Consider the following 20,491-nt stretch of genomic DNA (forward strand, 5'->3'; position numbering starts at 1 on the left):
TATGTGTGGAATTGTTGGATATATTGGCCATAGAGAGGCGTATCCTATTGTTATCAAGGGATTAAAACGACTCGAGTACAGAGGTTATGATAGTGCCGGTGTTATGTTGTTTGACAGCGAAACTGGAGTAAAGCTTTGTAAAACAAAAGGTAAAGTTTCGGATCTTGAAGCTAAGGCAAAAGATAATTTTACTACAAACGGAACTATTGGTATAGGGCATACGCGTTGGGCAACCCACGGAGTGCCAAATGATGTGAATTCGCATCCGCACCTTTCTAATTCTGGTGAATTGGTTATTATTCACAACGGAATTATTGAAAATTATGCACCTCTTAAAGAAGAGTTGATTAAAAGAGGTTATACTTTTAAATCAGATACAGATACAGAAGTTTTAGTAAACTTAATTGAAGAAGTTCAGAAAAACGAAAATATCAAATTAGGGAAAGCGGTTCAAATTGCTTTAAATCAAGTTGTAGGTGCTTATGCAATTGCAGTTTTTGATAAAAAAAATCCTGATGAAATTGTTGCGGCAAGATTAGGGAGCCCGTTGGCAATTGGCGTTGGCGAAGGTGAGTATTTTGTGGCTTCAGATGCTTCTCCTTTTATTGAGTATACTTCAAATGCAATTTATCTTGAAGATGGTGAAATGGCAAACATTAGATTGCACAAGCCTCTTAAAGTTAGAAAAATAAAAGATGACTCATTAGTTGATCCTTATATTCAAGAACTTCAAATGAATTTGGAGCAGATTGAAAAAGGAGGTTATGATCATTTCATGCTAAAAGAAATCTACGAACAGCCAAGTGTAATTAAAGATACTTACAGAGGAAGACTTCATGCAAATGAAGGAATTGTTCAAATGGCTGGTGTTGAAGATAATCTTGAGAAATTCTTAAATGCAAAACGTATTCTAATTGTGGCTTGTGGAACTTCATGGCACGCAGGTTTAGTGGCGGAATATATTTTTGAAGAGTTCACTCGTATTCCAGTTGAAGTAGAATATGCTTCGGAGTTTAGATACAGAAACCCAATCATTAATAAAGATGATGTTGTAATTGCTATTTCTCAATCTGGAGAAACAGCTGATACAATGGCAGCTATTAAATTAGCAAAAGAAAATGGTGCTTTTGTTTTTGGAGTTTGTAATGTTGTAGGTTCTTCTATTTCAAGAGAAAGCCACGCTGGTGCTTATACACACGCTGGGCCAGAAATTGGAGTGGCTTCTACTAAAGCTTTTACTACGCAAATCACAGTTTTAACAATGATTGCGTTAAGATTAGGAAAAGCAAAAGGTACTTTGACAAACAGTGACTTCCATACTTACTTGCAAGAATTAGAGATAATTCCTGAAAAAGTTGCTGAAGCATTGGAAACAAATGATAGAGCAAAAGAAATTGCTGCGGCTTTTAAAGATGCGCCAAACTGTCTTTATTTAGGTCGTGGATATAATTTCCCAGTTGCACTTGAAGGAGCTTTGAAGCTTAAAGAAATTTCATATATCCATGCTGAAGGATATCCTGCAGCAGAAATGAAACACGGTCCTATTGCTTTGATCGATGAGCATATGCCGGTTATTGTAATTGCGCCTAAGCAAGGACATTATGATAAAATTGTAAGTAATATTCAAGAGATTAAATCTCGAAGCGGTAAAATTATCGCTGTTGTTACTAAAGGTGATACTCAAGTTCGTGAATTAGCAGATTATGTAATTGAAATTCCTGAAACTTCAGATGCATTGTCACCACTTATTACGACAATTCCATTGCAATTGCTTTCATACTACATAGCAGTTATGAGAGGTTGTAATGTCGATCAGCCACGTAATTTGGCAAAATCAGTTACTGTAGAGTAATATCTAAAATATACAAATGTTAAAAAAGCGAGATTTTGGTCTCGCTTTTTTTTATTGTCGAATTTTTTTTCTGCCCCCTGTATTTTTATTAAATCCTCAATTTTTTAATCAAATTTTATATGTATGCATACTATTTAAGATTTGAAAAGCCCCGTTGTTGCTGTTAATTGAATAAAATACAATGTGAAAAAGTTAAAATACTAACAATTTTTATGCGTTATATTAATTTTTTTTAACGTTTTTTTATTAATCTCAAAAATATTTGTATTTTGGCTAGATAAACTAACCAAAAACCTAACCCAAATGAGAGTGTATTTGCTGATTATGTTGTTTTTCTGCGGCGTTTCCTTTGCGCAGAATACAATTACTGGTTCTGTTACCGATAGTAACAAACAATCTATCCCTGGTGCCAATGTTAATATAGTGGGAAGTTCAGGTGGAACTTCAACTGATTTTGACGGTACATTTAAATTGAATACTGCTTCTAAACCGCCTTTTACACTGAAGGTTTCAGCAGTAGGTTTTGAAACTAAAACAATTAGTGTTACATCTTTAAATCAAAAAATTGATGTTGTGCTGAAAGATGAAGAAACTAAATTGGATGAAATTGTGGTTTCGGCTTCTAGAACTCCTGAAAGAATTATTGAATCTCCTGTAACTGTTGAAAGAATGGGAATTCAGGAAATTAAAAACACAACAGCGCCAACATTTTATGATGGTTTAGAAAATTTAAAAGAGGTACATTTTAATACGAGCAGTATTTCTTTTAAATCAATAAATACACGTGGATTTGCATCAGTAGCAAATACTCGTTTTATGCAATTGGTTGATGGAATGGATAATTCTTCGCCAGCATTAAATTTTGTTTTGGGTAATTTGATTGGTATTTCAGATATTGATGTGGCAAGTGTTGAGCTTTTGCCTGGAGCTTCTTCTGCTCTTTATGGTGCAAATGCTTTTAATGGTATTATGTTTATGAATAGTAAAAGTCCTTTTACTAATGAAGGGATTAGTGTTTACTATAAATATGGGCAGACTTCACAGGATGCTGCAGGAACTAACGATTATAATGATTTTGGAATTAGAGCAGCAAAAGCGTTTACAGAAACGTTTGCTTTAAAAGCTAATTTCACTTATATGGAAGCTTCAGAATGGATTGCTGCTGATACTAGAAGTATGACTGGTGGTTCTGTAGGGCATGCAATGAATCAAAATTATGATGGATTAAATATCTATGGTGATGAGGTTACTACTTTTATTCCGAACGTTGGACAAGTAAGTAGAACTGGATATCGCGAACAAGACTTGACTGACAATAAGGTTAAAAGTATGAAAGCAGATTTCAGTGCACATTTCAAACCTTGGAAAGATGATACTGAGTTTATCTTGCAATATAAAATTGGTACAGGAAGTACTATTTATCAAGGTGCAAACAGATATGCTTTGAAAGATTTCTTAATGCAACAAGGTAAATTTGAAGTGAAAGGTAAAAACTTCTTTGGAAGGGTTTATTTTACAAGTGAAGATGCTGGAGATTCTTATGATATGAGATTTGCGGCGTGGAACGTAAACAGAGCTGCAAAATCAGATCAAGAATGGTTTACAAATTATGCAACAGCTTATCAATATTCTGGTGCTGTGATGGGAACAAATGCTAATGAATCTGCTGCAATTGCTAGAAATTTTGCAGATTATAATGTTCTTCCTCCAGCTTTATCTTTTCTTCCAAAACCAACAGGTTCTGCTAGATTTGAACCAGGTTCAGCGCAGTTTAACAATGCTTTGGCAAAAGTGATTGCAAATCCTGATTTAACTCAGGGAGCAAAATTTATCGATCACTCAAAATTATACCATTCAGATGTGAATTATAATTTTAGAGATTTGGTAAAATGGGCAGAAATTCAAGTGGGTGGTTCTTGGAGAAAATATATCATGGATTCTGAAGGAACAATCTTTACAGATTATGATGGTCCAATTGAATATAAAGAATATGGAGCTTATGCGCAATTACAAAAAAAATGGCTTGAAGACAGATTGAAATTTACGGGGTCTGTACGTTATGACAAAAGTCAGAATTTTGATGGAAATATTTCACCTAGAGTTTCATTTACATATGCTGCCGGAGAGTCTAAAAGACATAACTTCAGAGCGTCTTATCAAACAGGTTTCCGTAACCCAACAACGCAAGATCAATATATTGGTTTAGATCTTGGGCCATTCGCTTTAATTGGTTCTGCACCTGAAAATTTAGATAGATTCCAAGAAACAATGTCGGTAAGTTTGGCTGGTCAAGCGGCAGGTGCGCCAGCAACTGTTAATTTATCTGGTCAAAATGCTTATCATAATGCATATACTTTGGCTTCTGTTCAGGCATTTGCTGCTTCTGCAAATCCTGCAGATCTTCAAGTAGCTAATATTGGTTTAGTGAAGCCAGAGCAAGTTCAAGCTTTTGAGGTAGGATATCGTTCTGTAGTTCAAAATGATTTGTCAATTGACTTGAATGCGTATTATAATATTTATAATGATTTCATGAATACTGCTAGAGTTATTTCTCCTTACTATGGTACAGTAGGTACGGATCCTACTAATCCTGCTGTGCAACAAACTTATCAGGCATTAGCATTTGGAGACAGAAGAGTGTATCAGGTTTATACAAACACAACGGCTCAAATTTCTTCTTTTGGTTTTGGAGTTGGTTTGTCTAAAAAAGTATATAAAGATTTTGAATTAGGTGTTAACTACAACTATGCTCAGTTTGATTTTGATCAGTCAGAAGATCCAGGTTTCGTGGCTGGATTCAACACGCCTAAACATAGAATCAAAGCTTCTCTTGGAAATGCAAAAGTGGCTAAAAATTTAGGATTTAATGTGAATGTAAGATGGAACACTGAGTATTTATGGCAGTCTTCTTTCGGAGATGGAATGATTCCAGAAAACACTGTTCTTGATGCACAGGTTAATTATGGTCTTCCAAAACTTAAATCAGTTATTAAAGTGGGAGCAACTAACCTTTTCGGAAAAGATTATCTTCAGGTAATTGGTGCTGGAGCAATTGGTCAGATGTGGTTTGCTTCTTGGACAATTAATCCATAATTGGAAGAAGTTAATTTGATGAAGTAGGGTTTTCTTTCTGTTTTTCAAATGGAAGTCCAGCGGAAAGAAGTAATAATTTTAAATTTTAATGACATGAAAAAAAATATAAAATGGCTTTTATTGGTTTCTTTAACCTTTATGGCATGTAATAGTGATGATAATGATACGCCTGCAGAAGTTCCAGTTGTTCCTGGTTCGGCGGTTTTTACAAAATATGTTGCGCTTGGAGATTCGTTTGCGGCTGGTTATAGTGATAATGCTTTGTTTATAAAAGGACAAGGGAATGCATATCCAAATATTTTAGCACAGCAATTTGCTGCAGCAGGAGGAGGGGAATTTAAAACTCCTTTGACGAGTGATAATATAGGAGGTTTGCTTTTAGGAGGGAATGTTATTGCAGGTACACGCATGTATTTCAATGGTCAGGCTCCGGTGAATGTTACAGGTAAGCCTACAACAGAGGTTACAGCACATCTTACAGGTGCTTTTAATAACATGGGAGTTCCAGGAGCAAAAAGTTATCACTTAGTTGCGCCAGGTTATGGAAATACGGCTGGAGTTGCTTCGGGTTTAGCTAATCCTTATTTTGCTAGATTCTCAAGTGCGCCTACTACAACGGTTATAGCGGATGCAGTGGTGCAAAATCCAACTTTCTTTTCTTTATTTATTGGAGGAAATGACGTTTTAGGTTATGCTACTTCTGGAGGAAGTGGTAAAGATCAAACTGGAAATATGGATCCTTCTACTTATGGAGCAAGCGACATTACAGATCCAACTGTTTTCAAAACGATCTATACTAATTTAGTTACGGCTTTGACTTCAAAAGGAGCAAAAGGTGTTGTGGCTAATTTGCCATACATTACAAGTTTGCCATATTTCATAACAGTTCCTTATAATCCAGTGCCTCTTACGGCTGCCGCGGCTACTCAATTGAACGCAGGTTATGCGGTTTATAATGGTGGTTTGCAACAAATGGTTGCAAATAAATTATTGACTGCTGATGAAGCAGCTAGAAGAACAATTAATTTCAAAGCAGGAAATAATGCTGTAGTTATTGTAGATAGCTATTTGACAAATCTTTCGGCTTATGGTTTGCCATCATACAGACATGCGACTAAAGATGATTTGGTTGTTTTGACTGCTAGAACATTTATTGGAACAGCTGTTGGGGGGGATCCAACAAAAGTAAATGGAGTTTCAGTGCCATTGGCAGATAACTGGGTTTTGACAAAAGACGAAATTGCAGAAGTTAAAAAGGCGACTGATGCTTATAATGCGGCGATTCAAGCAATCGCAACAGAAAAAGGTTTGGCTTTTGTTGATACAAGATCAGTGTTGACACAGTTGTCAAGCGGCGGAATTCGATTTGGAAACTTTGTAATGTCATCAACTTATGTTACAGGAGGTGCGTTTTCATTAGACGGGGTTCATCCAAGTGCAAGAGGTTATGGTTTGATTGCTAATATTTTCATCGATGCAATCAATGCAAAATACGGTTCTACATTGCGCCATGTTGATTTGGCTTTATATCCAATTCAATATCCGCAAGTAATTCAATAATGCCAATTTTTTTTAGTAAAAAGCCACTCGTTTTTAAAATGCAGTGGCTTTTTTTATTTCGTTAAAAAATGCAATTTTAGTTATTTGAGGCCTTAGTTTTAGGAATCAAACAAAATGATGCTATTTTTTATGAAAAAAAAATTGATTTTATATTTTAAAAAATTATCTTTGCGCTCTGAAAAAAGAGGTATTTTCGATAAACCTAAATAGCTATTTAATAAATACATAAGTAATGTCAAAAGTAATAGGAAAAGTTGCTCAAATCATTGGACCAGTAGTTGACGTAGTTTTCAACGGTAAGGATGTTGAACTTCCAAAAATTTATGATTCATTAGAAATCACAAAAAAAGATGGAACATTATTAGTTCTTGAAGTACAATCTCACATTGGAGAAAACACTGTTCGTACAATCTCTATGGACTCTACAGACGGTTTGTCAAGAGGATATGAGGTAGTTGGAACTGGTAATCCAATCCAAATGCCAATCGGTCCAGATGTATATGGACGTTTATTTAATGTTGTTGGAGATGCAATTGATGGTTTAGGCGAATTGCCAAAAACTGGAGAAAATGGTTTGCCAATTCACAGACAAGCTCCTAAATTCGAAGATTTATCAACTTCATCTGAAGTTTTATTCACAGGTATCAAAGTAATCGATTTGATCGAGCCTTATGCAAAAGGAGGTAAAATTGGATTGTTTGGTGGTGCTGGTGTTGGTAAAACAGTATTGATTCAGGAGTTGATCAACAATATCGCAAAAGGTCACGGTGGACTTTCAGTATTCGCTGGAGTAGGTGAAAGAACACGTGAAGGAAATGACTTACTTCGTGAGATGTTAGAGTCAGGAATTATTAAATACGGTGATGATTTCATGCACTCTATGGAAAATGGAGGATGGGATTTATCTAAAGTAGATGTTCCAGGAATGAGAGAGTCTAAAGCTACTTTCGTTTTCGGACAAATGAATGAGCCTCCTGGAGCTCGTGCACGTGTGGCACTTTCAGGATTATCTATCGCTGAGTATTTCCGTGATGGAGCTGGATCTGACCAAGGTAAAGATGTATTGTTCTTCGTTGACAATATCTTCCGTTTTACTCAAGCAGGTTCTGAGGTATCGGCACTTTTAGGTCGTATGCCTTCTGCAGTAGGTTACCAACCAACTTTGGCAACAGAGATGGGTGCTATGCAAGAGCGTATTACATCTACAAACAAAGGATCTATTACATCTGTACAAGCGGTTTACGTTCCTGCGGATGACTTAACTGACCCGGCGCCGGCTACAACTTTCGCCCACTTAGATGCAACAACTGTATTGTCTCGTAAAATTGCTGAGCTAGGTATTTATCCAGCGGTTGACCCGTTAGATTCTACTTCAAGAATTTTGACTCCTCAAATTTTAGGAAACGAGCACTACGACTGTGCACAAAGAGTAAAAGAAATTCTTCAAAAATACAAACAACTTCAAGATATCATCGCGATCTTAGGTATGGAAGAGTTATCTGAAGAAGATAAACTTTCTGTATCAAGAGCTCGTCGTGTACAACGTTTCTTGTCTCAGCCGTTCCACGTTGCTGAGCAGTTTACAGGTATCCCTGGAGTATTAGTTGATATTAAAGATACTATCAAAGGATTCAACATGATTATCGACGGTGAGTTAGATCACCTTCCTGAAGCAGCTTTCAACTTGAAAGGTTCTATCCAGGATGCTATCGAAGCTGGAGAAAAAATGTTGGCTGAAGCATAATCTAGTTTTCAGTATTCTGTCGCAGTATTCAGTACTGAGACTGTTAACTGAGACTGTAAACTAAAAAAATATGATTTTAGATATAGTATCACCAGAAGCAAAATTATTTTCGGGACAAGTGACTTCAGTTACGGTTCCTGGAGTTGATGGAAGCTTTCAAATTTTGAATAATCACGCTCCTATTGTTTCTATTCTAGAAAAAGGAACTATAAAAATTGCAGCGCCAAGCTTTAATTTTTCTAAAGAGGTAGCAGATAAATTTGCGAAAGTTAATGACCAAACTTATACATTAGAGATTACGTCAGGTACTATCGAAATGAAAGACAATAAAGTAATTGTTTTAGTTGACTAAAAACAATTTCGAGATAATTTTAAAACCATTCACAAAAGTGAATGGTTTTTTTTATTTTTAGATATGACAAACCAGCAAGTAGACGAGTTAATTTATAAATCGGATAGACCATTTTGGCATTTTCTTTTAGCTTCACCACTTTATTTTTTCACCATTTCGATGTCGTTTAAAATGTTCGACCTTTTTTATACAGGAAAGGTTATGAATGGTTTGAGATTTAGCTTAGCTGTATTTTTTATGTTTGTTTGTGCTGCCGGATTGACTTTTACAAAAAGAGTTTTTGCAAATTCTATAACTAAAGAGGTTCGATTTAATTTTACCTTATTTGAAATTCCATTATGTAAGGATACTGTGTTTAAAAACATACAATATGTATCTGTATACAAGAATCACTCAGATAGAGATTTTGAAGTACAAATTTGGCTATCAGAAACAAAGAAAAATTCGGTTTCAGTTCATCTCAATTCTCAGTCTGCTTTTAATTTGGCAACCAAAATCGCAAATGGCCTACAAGTCGATTTGCTAGATGCGACAGAAAAAGGAAACTTCAAATGGATTGAAAAAGAGAATTTGTAATGTTTTAAAGTCATTCGTTACTATGAATAACTTTTTAGGTTTATTAAATTCTTATCTTTGGAGTATTAAAATCTCTTTATAAAATATTGATTATGTTGTAAAAGCGCAGTAAGCTTTTGCTATTTCGTTTTATCACTTTTGATAAAACGAAGATTATTTATGTCAAATTTTATAAAGAATAAAGATGAAAAATAGTGTAAAAGTTGCCGTTCTTGGCGGCGCAGGTAGAACTGGGAACTATGTAATAAACCAGTTATTGGAAAAAGGATTCAGCGTAAAAGCTTTAGTGAGAAATCCGGATAAATTCACCATCCAAAATTCACGTTTAGAAATCATCAAAGGAGATGCCGTTGATGAGAAAATCATTCAATTATTATTAGAAGATTGTCAGGCTGTGTTGAGTACTGTTGGTCAAAGACCAGGCGAACCAATGGTTGCGAGTCAATCTGTAAAAAATGTGCTTAAAGCCATGAAAGAATTGAATATTGAACGATATATTTTATTAGCAGGAATCAACATTGATACGCCATTTGATAAAAAAGGCCCAAAAACTATTACGGCAACAGATTGGATGAAATCTAATTTTCCCGAAATTCAAGAAGATCGTCAAAAAGCTTATAATCTTTTAATGCAGAGTGATAGTAACTGGACGCAAGTTCGTGTACCGTTTATTGAGTTTACTGATAATAGCTCTGAAATCGAAGTAAATTTAGAAGATTGCTTAGGTGACAAAATTGGTGCAATTGATATTGCTAAATTTATGGTTAGAGAAATGATTGAATCAAATTATGGGAGGAAGTCGCCTTTTATAAGCGCTATTTAGAATAAATTGAAAAACAGCGGGAACATCAAATCCCGCTGTTTGTTTATATCAAATTTCTATTTCATAACTTTGCTTTCATGAAATTACCCGAGAATCTTAGTCAAAAGCTTGAAAATAGAAAGCAAAACAACTCGTTAAGAAAATTGCCAAGTTTTAATAATCTTGTTGATTTTTCTTCAAACGATTATATTGGATTTTCAAAATCGGAAGCTATTTTTAAACTGTCTCATCATTATCTAATAGAAAATGAGATTATTCAAAATGGAGCAACCGGATCGCGATTGATTTCAGGCAATCATTCTTTATATCAAATTGCAGAATCTTTTATAATGCAATTTCATGAAGCTGAATCGGCTTTAATTTTTAATTCGGGTTACGATGCCAACGCAGGGTTTTTTAGTGCTCTACCGCAACGAAACGATGTTATTTTGTATGATGAATTGAGCCATGCTTCTATTCGCGATGGAATTGTAATGTCGAATGCCAAATCATACAAATTCAATCACAATGATTTTGAAGATTTAGAAAGATTAATTCTTAAATTCCAATCTTCTAGATCCGAAATTCCAACAAATGTTTACATCGTAACTGAAACTGTTTTTTCAATGGACGGCGATAGTCCGAATTTGGAAGAATTAGTGCAGTTATCTGAAAAATACAATTGTTATTTAGTGGTTGATGAAGCCCATACTTTGGGTGTTTTTGGAGATAATGGCGAAGGTCTTGCTCAAAATCTTCAATTGCATAATAGGATTTTTGCTCGAATTATGACTTTCGGAAAAGGCTTAGGTTGCCACGGAGCAGTTGTTCTTGGGAGTACAGAACTTAAGGAATATTTAGTAAACTTCGCCCGAAGTTTTATTTATACAACCGGATTATCTCCGCATTCTGTTGCAACAATTTTGGTTGCTTATCAGCATTTGGAAATTGAAACAGAAACGATTGACAAACTCCGTCAAAATATCATATTCTTTAATCAACAGAAAAATTTATTTGGCTTAAAGCCAATGTTCGTGCGAAGTAAATCGGCAATTCAGTCGGCCATTATTCCCGGCAACGAAAATGTAAAGCGAATTGCCCAACAATTGCAGGATAAAGGTTTTGATGTAAAAGCGATTTTATCTCCAACGGTTCCTGAAGGTCAGGAACGTCTTCGCTTGTGTATTCACAGTTACAATACACAGGAAGAAATCAGTCAAGTTTTAGAGTTATTAAGAGATTTTATTTTTTAGTTATTTCACAGAGAGATACAAAAGAAACACAAAGATTTACAAAGCTAATTTTGAGAATCTTTGTGTTTTTTTTCTTTGTGAATCTCTGTGTAATAAAAAATATTATCTTCTGAAGTGCTTTGTTTCCTCGCTTTCTGAAAAAAGTTTAAAAAAGTTGAAATTTTTTTGTAACGTTTTGATTGTTTGTTCACTTACGAGTCGTAATCAAATAAATCAAAATAATTATGAAAACCACATCAACTTCAGCTAGTGAAAAAAAAGCCGCTATCTTATTTATCTTTTTAACCTCTATGGGACTAGGATATGTTTTAGCAAATCAATTTATTTTTGGTAAACCAAACAATGGTGCTCTTGTACCAATGATCTGTTTATTTGTTGTATCAGTTGCTTCTTGGCTTCGAAAAAAATACAGTAAAAAATAACAGGGCCTCAATCATCAATCAAAACAATCAATCAAAATAATCAATCGAAATCATCATCAATCAAACAATTAATTAATCAAATCAATCATCAATCAATTTAATCAATCAACATTATGAAAAATTTAATCCAATCAGTTATAGCAGTAATCGTACTTGTTTTTAGTTCATCAGCGCAAGCGCAAACAAAATCTCCAAAACTTGAAAATTCTCTTTTATGGGAGATTTCAGGAAATGGTTTAGAAAAGCCTTCTTATGTTTATGGGACAGTTCATATGATTTGCGCGCCAGATTATTTTCTTTCGGAAAAAACAAAAAAAGCATTTCAAGCATCGAATAAATTAGTTCTAGAAATCAATTTTGCAGATCCTGCTGAAATGTCAAACATGCAAAAAATGGCAATGGGGAAAGAGCCTTTAAGTAAATTATTAAATCCAGAGCAATTGTCTAAATTAGACGGAATTTTGAGAAAGACGGCTGGAATGACAGTACAACAAGTTGATAATTTTAGCTTAATGACGGTAATGAGTCTGATTTCGATGAAAAGTTTCGGCTGTACAGATATAAAGCTATACGAAATGGAGTTTATCGAATTGGCTAAAAAAAGAAATATTGCTATCGATGGTTTAGAAACGGTAAAGTCTCAGCTAGAAATTTTTGGGAATGCCTATTCGAATGATGAAATGCTTACCATGTTTGAAGAATCAAGTCAAACAGAAACAACTAAATTAGTTGCTGCGTACAAAGCAGAAAATATTGATAATTTATTCGATATTGTGACAGATAAAAAAATTACAAGTGAAGCAACGAAAAAGATGATTTTGGATGGCAGAAACTTGAATTGGATAAAAGAGATGCCTCAAATGATGAAAAATGAAAGTGTGTTTTTTGCAGTTGGATCGGCGCATTTGGGAGGTGAATTTGGAGTGATTAATTTATTAAGAAAAGCAGGATATATTGTAAAACCAGTAATGAACTAAAACTATTTTGAAAGAGAAGGAACAAGAGTTTTTAAATCGGATAGAAAGTCATAAAGGTATTCTGTACAAGGTTTCAAAAATGTACATGGACAATTATGATGATCAGCAGGATTTATTTCAGGAAATTGTCTGCCAGCTTTGGAAATCGTATGATACGTTTCGAAATGAAAGCCAATTTTCGACCTGGATGTATCGAGTGGCCGTTAATACCGCTATCGTTTTCCTCAGAAAAGAAAAACGAAAGGTTGACAAATACGAAATTGCTTCGGAAAACATTAAAGACGACGAAGGCGATTCGCATATTAAAGAAAGTCAGCTAGATCATTTTTATAAAGCAGTTCAGAAATTGGAAAAAATTGACAAGGCCATTATTTTCTATCAGTTAGAAGGTTTTTCTCATAAAGAAATTGGCGAAAATCTCGGAATTTCTGAAGGAAATGCTAGAGTGAAATTGAATAGAGCAAAAGAAAAATTAAAAGAAATAATTAAAAATCAGGGATATGGATTTTAACGATATACAAAATGCTTGGAATAACGAAAAGACTGAAAATGTCGTTCTTCCAGATAATTTAGAAAAAATACAATCGGCCAATACACCGTTGGATAAGATTAAGAAGAATTTAAAAAAGGAGTTTTTTCACCAAGTCATTTCGATAGTCCTTATTGGATTTATTCCTTTAGTTCATGAGCTTCCGGAACAAGGTTTAATGCTCTTTTACTTGCTCTTTAGCTTTTTTGTGGCGATTTGCGTTTATTATTTGACAAAGCTTTATTTTTTTTATAAAAGATTGGGCGCTATCACATTAAAAACAAAAGACAGTTTGTATGAAACTTATTTTGATATTAGATTGAATATGGAATTGTATAAAACTTTCGGATTTGCATTAACTCCTTTTATGATTATGGCTACAATAGGTCTTTTGTATAATGACCTTTCTAAAAAAATTCCTGGGTTTTTAACTACAGGAGTAACAAACTATCAATTGGGCGTATTGTTTGGAATTGTTGTTTTTAGCATGCTTTTTATGGGAGTTGCCTTAGAATGGTGGGTTCATAAATTTTATGGGAAATACGCCAAAGAAATCAAAAAAGTAATCGACGAATTAAATGAAGAATAAAACAGAACCCATCGTAATTGATGGGTTTGTTGTTTTTATTGGTATTTTTGCATCACGGCTCACAGATAAAATGGAATCTACGGATTTGTGCGGATTATCAAAAAGCTTTATATGTTGAAAAATAAAAAAATCCGCGATAATCGGTTTAATCCGCGTTATCAGAGGTCTATTAATTATGAAAATATTTATTACAGGAATTTCTACTGATGTTGGCAAAACAGTAGCTTCGACAATTGTAGTTGAAGCTTTAGAAGCTGATTATTGGAAACCGATACAAGCTGGAGATTTAGATTTGAGCGACACGCACAAAGTGAAAGCTAAAATTTCGAATCCAAAATCCCACTTCTTTCCCAATGCTTACGAATTAAATACACCGGCAAGTCCGCATTTGGCAGCAGAAATTGATGGAATTGAAATTGATTTAAAAGAAATTAAAGAGCCTAAAACAGAAAATCATTTGGTTATTGAAGGTGCAGGAGGAATTTTTGTTCCATTAAACGAAAAAGATACCATAGTAGATTTGATTCAGAAGGATTATAAAGTAATTGTGGTTTCAAGACATTATTTAGGAAGTATCAATCATACTTTATTGACTATTGAAGCGATTCAGAATCGCGGTTTTCAAGTCGATGGAATTATCTTCAGCGGAAGCGAAAACAAATCAACAGAAAGTTTAATTCTGAATAAAACCGGAATTAAATGCATTGGAAGAATTGATGAAGAACCGTATTTCGATCAAAACGTTATTAAAGAATACGCCGATTTATTTCGAGAAAATCTTCTTGGACTATGAGAGCGTAGAAGCAAGAGTCAAGAAGCAAGAGGATTGAATGAACTAATTAACGGTAAAAAACAGAGTAAAGAAGCAAGAGAATGGAGGTGGTAATTGAGGGTAAGCGAATAGACTTTCTTATCTTTGCGGAAACTATAGCGTCTTTCTTCTTGCATCTTGACTCTATAAATCTATTCTCAAAAAATGACATTAACAGAAAAAGACAGCCAATACCTTTGGCATCCTTATACCCAGCACAAAACTTCACAAACGCCAATTGCAATTTCAAGAGGTGAAGGTGCGTTACTTTGGGACGAAAATAATAAAGAATATATCGACGCGATTGCATCTTGGTGGGTAAATCCGTTTGGGCACAGCAATAAATTCATTGCCGATGCGATCTATAAACAACTTACTACTTTAGAGCATGTTTTATTTGGTGGATTTACGCATGAACCTGCCATAAAAGTGGCTGAAAAATTGATGAAAATTTTGCCAAAGAATCAGCAAAAAATATTCTTTTCGGATAATGGTTCAACAGCAGTTGAAGTGGCGATTAAAGTAGCTTTGCAGTATTTTTTCAATAAAAATGAAAAACGCACAACGATAATTGCTTTTGAAAATGCTTTTCACGGCGATACTTTTGCTGCAATGGCGGCAAGCGGTATTTCGTTTTATACGCAAGCTTTTCAGGGAATGTTTATTGATGTTGTCCGAATTCCGGTTCCGGTAAAAGGGCAGGAAGAAGCAAGTTTTGAGGCACTGAAAAATGTAATTGGGAAACATAATTGCGCCGGATTTATTTTTGAGCCCTTGGTTCAAGGTGCGGCCGGAATGGTAATGTACGAACCAGAAGCATTGGCAAAATTGATTGGAATTTGCAAAGAAAATAATGTTTTAACCATTGCCGATGAAGTAATGACAGGCTTTGGAAAAACCGGAAAAACTTTTGCAATGGATTATGTTGATGCTGATCCAGATATGATTTGTTTGTCTAAAGCATTAACGGGCGGTACAATCCCAATGGCGATTACGACTTTTACCCAAGAAGTTTTTGATGCTTTTTACGATGACGATATCAATAAAGCATTATTTCACGGACATACTTTTACCGCAAATCCAACAGGCTGTGCGGCGGCTTTGGCTAGCATTGATTTATTACAGACCAATGAAATGCAGGCTAACATTGCACGAATAAATAAAAGCCATCAAGAATTTCAAAAGAAGATTGAAAATCATGCAAAAGTAATTACGGCGAGAACCTTAGGAGTTATTTTTGCTGTCGAAATAAAATCAGATTCAGAGGAAAGTTATTACGGTTCGATGCGTACCAAATTATATAATTTCTTTATTGATAAAGGAGTTGTTTTAAGACCGGTTGGAAACATTGTTTATATTTTGCCTCCTTATATAATGACAGACGAACAGCTTCAGAAAGTTTATAAAACAATTGAAGAGGCGATAGAAATGGTATAGTTTTTTTAACCATATAAGTTATATAAGTTCATTTAACTAAACTTGCTTAAATTTACTTATGTCACTTATATGGTTTAATTTTGCATTCAAACATGGCGACCTTTGCGTAAATCTTTGCGATCTTTGCGGTTAGAAAATGCAATAGGCATAAAAATAATATTTTGAATACAAATAAAATATCTATAACAGCTTTTTCATCCATTTCTCCATTAGGAAATAATGCTGAAGAAGTTTGGACAAACTATCTAAACGAGAATCATTGCTTTTCAAAACAATTTTTGGATCAGCAGGAAACTTCGACGGCCTCGCTTAGTGAAGAATCAAAAAAGCTTGTTGCCGAAATCAGGGAATCTGATCCTAAATATAAATTTTTAGATGATTCTGTTTTATTTGCTTTGGCGGCTTCGCGAAAAGCAGTTCAAAAAGCTGGTTGGAATTCAGAAGATGCTTTCGGAATAAATATTGGTTCTTCGAGAGGAGCAACAGATTTATTCGAAAAACATTACAAAGAATACATTGACACCGGAAAGGCACAGACTTTAGCTTCACCAACTACTACATTAGGAAATATTTCGTCTTGGATTGCCCATGATTTGCAAAGCACAGGCCCAGAAATTTCACATTCTATAACGTGTTCAACAGCACTTCATGCGTTGTTAAATGGTTTTGCTTGGTTGAAATCAGGAATGGCAGACAAATTTTTGGTTGGAGGGAGTGAAGCACCGCTAACTGATTTTACGATTGCTCAAATGAGAGCCTTAAAAATCTATTCGCGCATTGATCAAGATCAGGAAAATTGGCCAAATCTTGCTTTCGATTTTGAGAAAACGCAAAATACAATGATTTTAGGTGAAGGCGCCGCAGTATGCTGTCTAGAAGCTGGAGAAACAGAAAATGCGATTGCATACGTAACAGGAGTTGGATACGCAACGGAAGTTTTGGAACATAATATTTCAATTTCTGCAGAAGCGACTTGTTTTCAAAAATCAATGAAAATGGCCTTAAAAGAGGAAGACTTAGAAAGTATTGATGCAATCGTGATGCACGCGCCGGGAACAATTAAAGGTGATCTGACTGAATTGCGAGCAATTGAGAAAGTCTTCGGAGAGAAATTGCCATTGTTGACGACTAATAAATGGAAAATCGGACATACGTTTGGAGCTTCTGGAATTTTGAGTTTAGAATTGGCGTTGCTGATGATGCAGCATGATACTTTTGTTGGAGTGCCATTTGGAGAAAAACAACATCAGAATAAAGCAATAAAAAAGGTTTTAATTAATGCTGTAGGTTTTGGTGGAAATGCTGTTAGTGTGTTGATTGAAAAGAGATAATTAAAGAAGAAAACTTCTGGGAATAAAAAAAATCCATCTGCTGTAGCGGATGGATTTTTTTATGAAATAGTATTTATCTATTGAAAAATAATCTTTTTAGAAACTGTAAAATCATTTTCTAAAGTAACTTTTACAATTAAAACCTGATTACTTGACTGTAAGTTTGAAACTTGTAATTCGTTAGAATCAATTTTTGTTTTGTTGTAAAGCAATTTTCCTGAAATATCGTAAATATTTACCTCTTTCAAGTTTTCTTTAGACGAAAGTACTTTTACTGTTTTGTCTTTTACAGAAACCAAAACTCCGTTTTCGATATTTTCAAAGTCGCCTGTTCCTAATGATTTATTTGTGTAACGTAAAACGAAACGATCGGTGAAAGTTCCTGCAACAGTTGTAAAAGTATAGTTGCTTGCAGTAAGATCATGAATTACAGAAGTGGTTTTATCTTCTAAATAGATTTTTTGAATGGTCATGTTTCCGTCTGCTTCGTCTATAGCAATCGTGAAATCTCCGTTTATTGTTGTACGATATCCTAATGGAACAACGTCAGTATCTTTAAAAGGAAGAGATCGTCCCTGAATTGATAGTTTTTTTGTTTCATTTACGCTGTAAAAGTCCAAATATTTATTGCCATCAAAAGTTGCTCCATCAAAAATACTTTCATATCCGTCTGTTGCACCTTCAACATAACCTACCATTAACTGTTTGAAAGCACCTTCGGTATTAGTCATATTTAACCAAACACGATGTTTTTCTAATCCAGTTGTTTTAGAATCTTTTCCTGGTTTGTAGAACTGTCCGTTGAGCGGCTTGCCATTTGAATCAAGTCCTCCTGCCCGCATATCGTTAGTGAATACTAGAGTTCCAGCAGATTTTGTTCCAGCAAAGAAAGCCTGTCCTGCGCCAATATAACCACTTGGTCTCGCATTGTTATTTGCTGAATTTGATGATCCTGCCGGTACAGCAGTTCTAACACTTCCTGTTAAGTTATAGGTTGCATAATCATCATCGCCATACTCATAAGCACTACCTAAAACTACCGGTGTATTGTGTGTCCAGAAATATAGAGTACCCTGAAGTCTATTAATATTTCCATTTATAAACTTGTCCGCATCAAGGGCTGAAGGATAAGGATTTCCAACTAAATAGAATTTATTGGCATCAAAAGACTGTGTAGTTACAGTTCCATTATTTGGAACTCCTGAAAAAATTGCTTTATATGCAACTCTGCTGGTATTTGAATAATTTTCAGGACCGCGTATGATATAACCTCTTGCTATAGTCATAACATCTGTTTTAGACATGGACACCCATCCAGAACCGCTATGCCAATAGATTTTACTTGGATCGGTCAAAGGAGAAATTCCTCCAGGTGTTTGTCCCTGAACAGGTGTTGACCAATAAGTATAATCGGCTTGACGAATAGGAGGTGTTATACGCTCATATGAAATTTTACCGCTGTTAATATTTGTACCTGTATTTGTTTGTAATAAACTAGAATTATTTTCAAATGTTAAAGAACTGCCAGAAGCTACTGTAAGTGCATTTACAAGAGTTAAGGTCTTTCCTGATGGAACTATTAGATTGATTCCTGAATTGATAGTGCAAGAGCAAGCCTCTAAATCTGTTGTAATGCTGTAAGCCCCTGTGAAAATGACATTCTTTGTAATATCAGGATTCCCACTTGACCATGTCGTGCCATTCCAAGTTGTTGAAGATTGATTTGTAATTTTAACTTCGGCACTTGCTGGCGATTTGCATCCAGTACTATTTGTAACTTTGAAAGTATAAGTTCCAGTTGGTAAATTCGAGATTGTTGTAGACGTACCATTGCCATAAATAGGAGAACCAGACGGACTTCTTTCCAGTGTCCATGTTCCTGTGGCAGGTAAATCATTTAAAATGACTGTTCCCGAAGCAGCACACGTGATGTTGGTTATTGTACCAACTGATGGTGGCGTCAATAAAATAGTTGTCAACGGAATGGATAGATCTTCTACAGTATTCAAAGAAGGGTCAGTTCCCGTAACTTTAACATTATTGATGACTTTCCCAAGATTTACTTCTGTAGAAGTAATAGTATGAACCCCGGTTAAAGTTACTTTTGCCCCAGGCGCTAATGAAGTAATTGGATTTCCAGTAATCGCAGTTCCTAAGTCTGGATCTGTAACATGGATATCAGTGATTGTTACTTCTCCAGTATTGGTGACTTCAAATTCGTAGTTTACTTTATCACCGAGTTTGCCACAGTCAGAAAGTGTAGCTTTTTTTGCTAGGGTTAATTCTGCTATTTTTAATGAATTTCTATTAAAAGCAATAAAAGCACAATCAGAACTACCAGAGAAACTAACAACAAATCGATCTACTTGAGCGGCATTAGCATTTGTTATGCCAAATGAGCTTGTTTCTATTCCTAATATTCTGATATCACGTGTTGAAGCTGGAGCAAAATTACTGAGGGTTCCATCCATTTTAAAAAGATCAAGACTGTAAGTACCCACAACCTGAACAGGACCAAAAACAAATGATATTTCATTTCCAACCGTATTTCCAGCAGCATCAACAAATTTAAAAATATCGGCAGAAGCTGAACCTCCTGGATCGGCTACTTGAGTTACAATTAAGTCAGGAAAGCCGTCGTTAAGTCCTGTCAAATTTAAATTGTTTGTTCCAATTTTAAATTCTGCTTTGCCTACTGGAATATTTGCTATACCCGTTCCAAGCGACAAGCCAAAGCTTCCATCGGTAAGTCGGGACGCAAGTTCAGCGCCCGTTGCAGTAGATCCTGATATTGAAGGTTCTAATTTTGCAGTTGTTGGTAATGCATCTATCATAGAGCCTTGCAAAAAGTAGGTCGAAGTGCTTGATCCTAAAGTCTGAATTTTTAAAGCTCGGAATTTTTGGGGAGTGTAAGTTACTCCTTTTGTGTCAAGTATAGTATTGTTGACACCAGTGGAGTATGTTGTATTTTTCCAAGTAAAGGCTAATAAGTTGTTAGCGTCGTCTGGACGGTTTCCTTCAAGAGTGGCTTTGTTAGAAGTCCAGTAACCTTTCCAATCGGTATAGATTCTGGTGATATCGCTCTGGGCACTCATTTGAAATGTAGTCAAAAGAAAAAAGAAAACTATTTTTTTTGAAAATAGAGAACGTGAGGGTAGAAGCA

General features: G+C 35.0%; 16 protein-coding genes. 15 read left to right on the plus strand and 1 reads right to left on the minus strand.

What is annotated here, in order from left to right:
• Position 1 precedes the first annotated feature (1 nt).
• The 15 genes from glmS to RB619_RS11485 all read left to right on the plus strand — a co-directional run bounded on the left by glmS (position 2) and on the right by RB619_RS11485 (position 17,328).
• On the plus strand, positions 2 to 1,852 hold the full coding sequence (glmS, locus tag RB619_RS11415; protein WP_308097481.1) for a glutamine--fructose-6-phosphate transaminase (isomerizing): 1,851 nt from the start codon (positions 2 to 4) through the stop codon (positions 1,850 to 1,852).
• 303 nt (positions 1,853 to 2,155) lie between these two features.
• Positions 2,156 to 4,945 (plus strand): TonB-dependent receptor domain-containing protein, encoded by a 2,790-nt coding sequence (locus RB619_RS11420; protein WP_308097483.1) that lies wholly within the window; start codon positions 2,156 to 2,158, stop codon positions 4,943 to 4,945.
• 93 nt (positions 4,946 to 5,038) lie between these two features.
• Positions 5,039 to 6,505: a G-D-S-L family lipolytic protein gene (locus tag RB619_RS11425; protein WP_308097484.1), complete on the plus strand. Its 1,467-nt coding sequence runs from the start codon at positions 5,039 to 5,041 to the stop codon at positions 6,503 to 6,505.
• Between the two features lie 232 nt (positions 6,506 to 6,737).
• On the plus strand, positions 6,738 to 8,249 hold the full coding sequence (gene atpD, locus RB619_RS11430) for a F0F1 ATP synthase subunit beta (protein WP_308097485.1): 1,512 nt from the start codon (positions 6,738 to 6,740) through the stop codon (positions 8,247 to 8,249).
• 70 nt (positions 8,250 to 8,319) lie between these two features.
• On the plus strand, positions 8,320 to 8,601 hold the full coding sequence (locus RB619_RS11435; protein ID WP_308097488.1) for a F0F1 ATP synthase subunit epsilon: 282 nt from the start codon (positions 8,320 to 8,322) through the stop codon (positions 8,599 to 8,601).
• A 63-nt stretch (positions 8,602 to 8,664) separates the two neighbouring features.
• Entirely contained in the window at positions 8,665 to 9,177 is a 513-nt protein-coding gene (locus tag RB619_RS11440; protein ID WP_308097490.1) for a hypothetical protein, read from the plus strand.
• Between the two features lie 184 nt (positions 9,178 to 9,361).
• On the plus strand, positions 9,362 to 10,000 hold the full coding sequence (locus RB619_RS11445; RefSeq protein WP_308097492.1) for an NAD(P)H-binding protein: 639 nt from the start codon (positions 9,362 to 9,364) through the stop codon (positions 9,998 to 10,000).
• A gap of 77 nt (positions 10,001 to 10,077) precedes the next feature.
• On the plus strand, positions 10,078 to 11,232 hold the full coding sequence (locus tag RB619_RS11450; protein ID WP_308097494.1) for a pyridoxal phosphate-dependent aminotransferase family protein: 1,155 nt from the start codon (positions 10,078 to 10,080) through the stop codon (positions 11,230 to 11,232).
• Positions 11,233 to 11,456: 224 nt separating this feature from the next.
• Positions 11,457 to 11,654 carry a hypothetical protein gene (locus RB619_RS11455; protein ID WP_308097497.1) on the plus strand — a complete coding sequence of 66 codons (198 nt, stop codon included), beginning with the start codon at positions 11,457 to 11,459 and terminating at the stop codon, positions 11,652 to 11,654.
• Between the two features lie 113 nt (positions 11,655 to 11,767).
• A complete protein-coding gene (locus RB619_RS11460; RefSeq protein WP_308097499.1) occupies positions 11,768 to 12,631 on the plus strand; it encodes a TraB/GumN family protein in 864 nt (287 codons plus the stop codon).
• 79 nt (positions 12,632 to 12,710) lie between these two features.
• On the plus strand, positions 12,711 to 13,142 hold the full coding sequence (locus RB619_RS11465; protein WP_374119692.1) for an RNA polymerase sigma factor: 432 nt from the start codon (positions 12,711 to 12,713) through the stop codon (positions 13,140 to 13,142).
• Positions 13,132 to 13,749: a hypothetical protein gene (locus RB619_RS11470; protein ID WP_308097502.1), complete on the plus strand. Its 618-nt coding sequence runs from the start codon at positions 13,132 to 13,134 to the stop codon at positions 13,747 to 13,749. Before RB619_RS11465 ends, RB619_RS11470 begins: the two co-directional genes overlap by 11 nt.
• A 175-nt stretch (positions 13,750 to 13,924) precedes the next feature.
• On the plus strand, positions 13,925 to 14,542 hold the full coding sequence (gene bioD, locus RB619_RS11475; protein ID WP_308097504.1) for a dethiobiotin synthase: 618 nt from the start codon (positions 13,925 to 13,927) through the stop codon (positions 14,540 to 14,542).
• 183 nt (positions 14,543 to 14,725) lie between these two features.
• On the plus strand, positions 14,726 to 15,997 hold the full coding sequence (gene bioA / locus RB619_RS11480; RefSeq protein ID WP_308097506.1) for an adenosylmethionine--8-amino-7-oxononanoate transaminase: 1,272 nt from the start codon (positions 14,726 to 14,728) through the stop codon (positions 15,995 to 15,997).
• Positions 15,998 to 16,158: 161 nt separating this feature from the next.
• A complete protein-coding gene (locus RB619_RS11485) occupies positions 16,159 to 17,328 on the plus strand; it encodes a beta-ketoacyl synthase N-terminal-like domain-containing protein (RefSeq protein ID WP_308097509.1) in 1,170 nt (389 codons plus the stop codon).
• Between the two features lie 77 nt (positions 17,329 to 17,405).
• Here the strand turns inward: RB619_RS11485 and RB619_RS11490 are convergent, their stop codons facing one another.
• Entirely contained in the window at positions 17,406 to 20,423 is a 3,018-nt protein-coding gene (locus tag RB619_RS11490) for a T9SS sorting signal type C domain-containing protein (RefSeq protein WP_308097511.1), read from the minus strand.
• Between the last annotated feature and the right edge of the window lie 68 nt (positions 20,424 to 20,491).

The organism is Flavobacterium sp. LHD-80 (assembly GCF_030929605.1).
Classification (GTDB): Bacteria; Bacteroidota; Bacteroidia; order Flavobacteriales; family Flavobacteriaceae; genus Flavobacterium.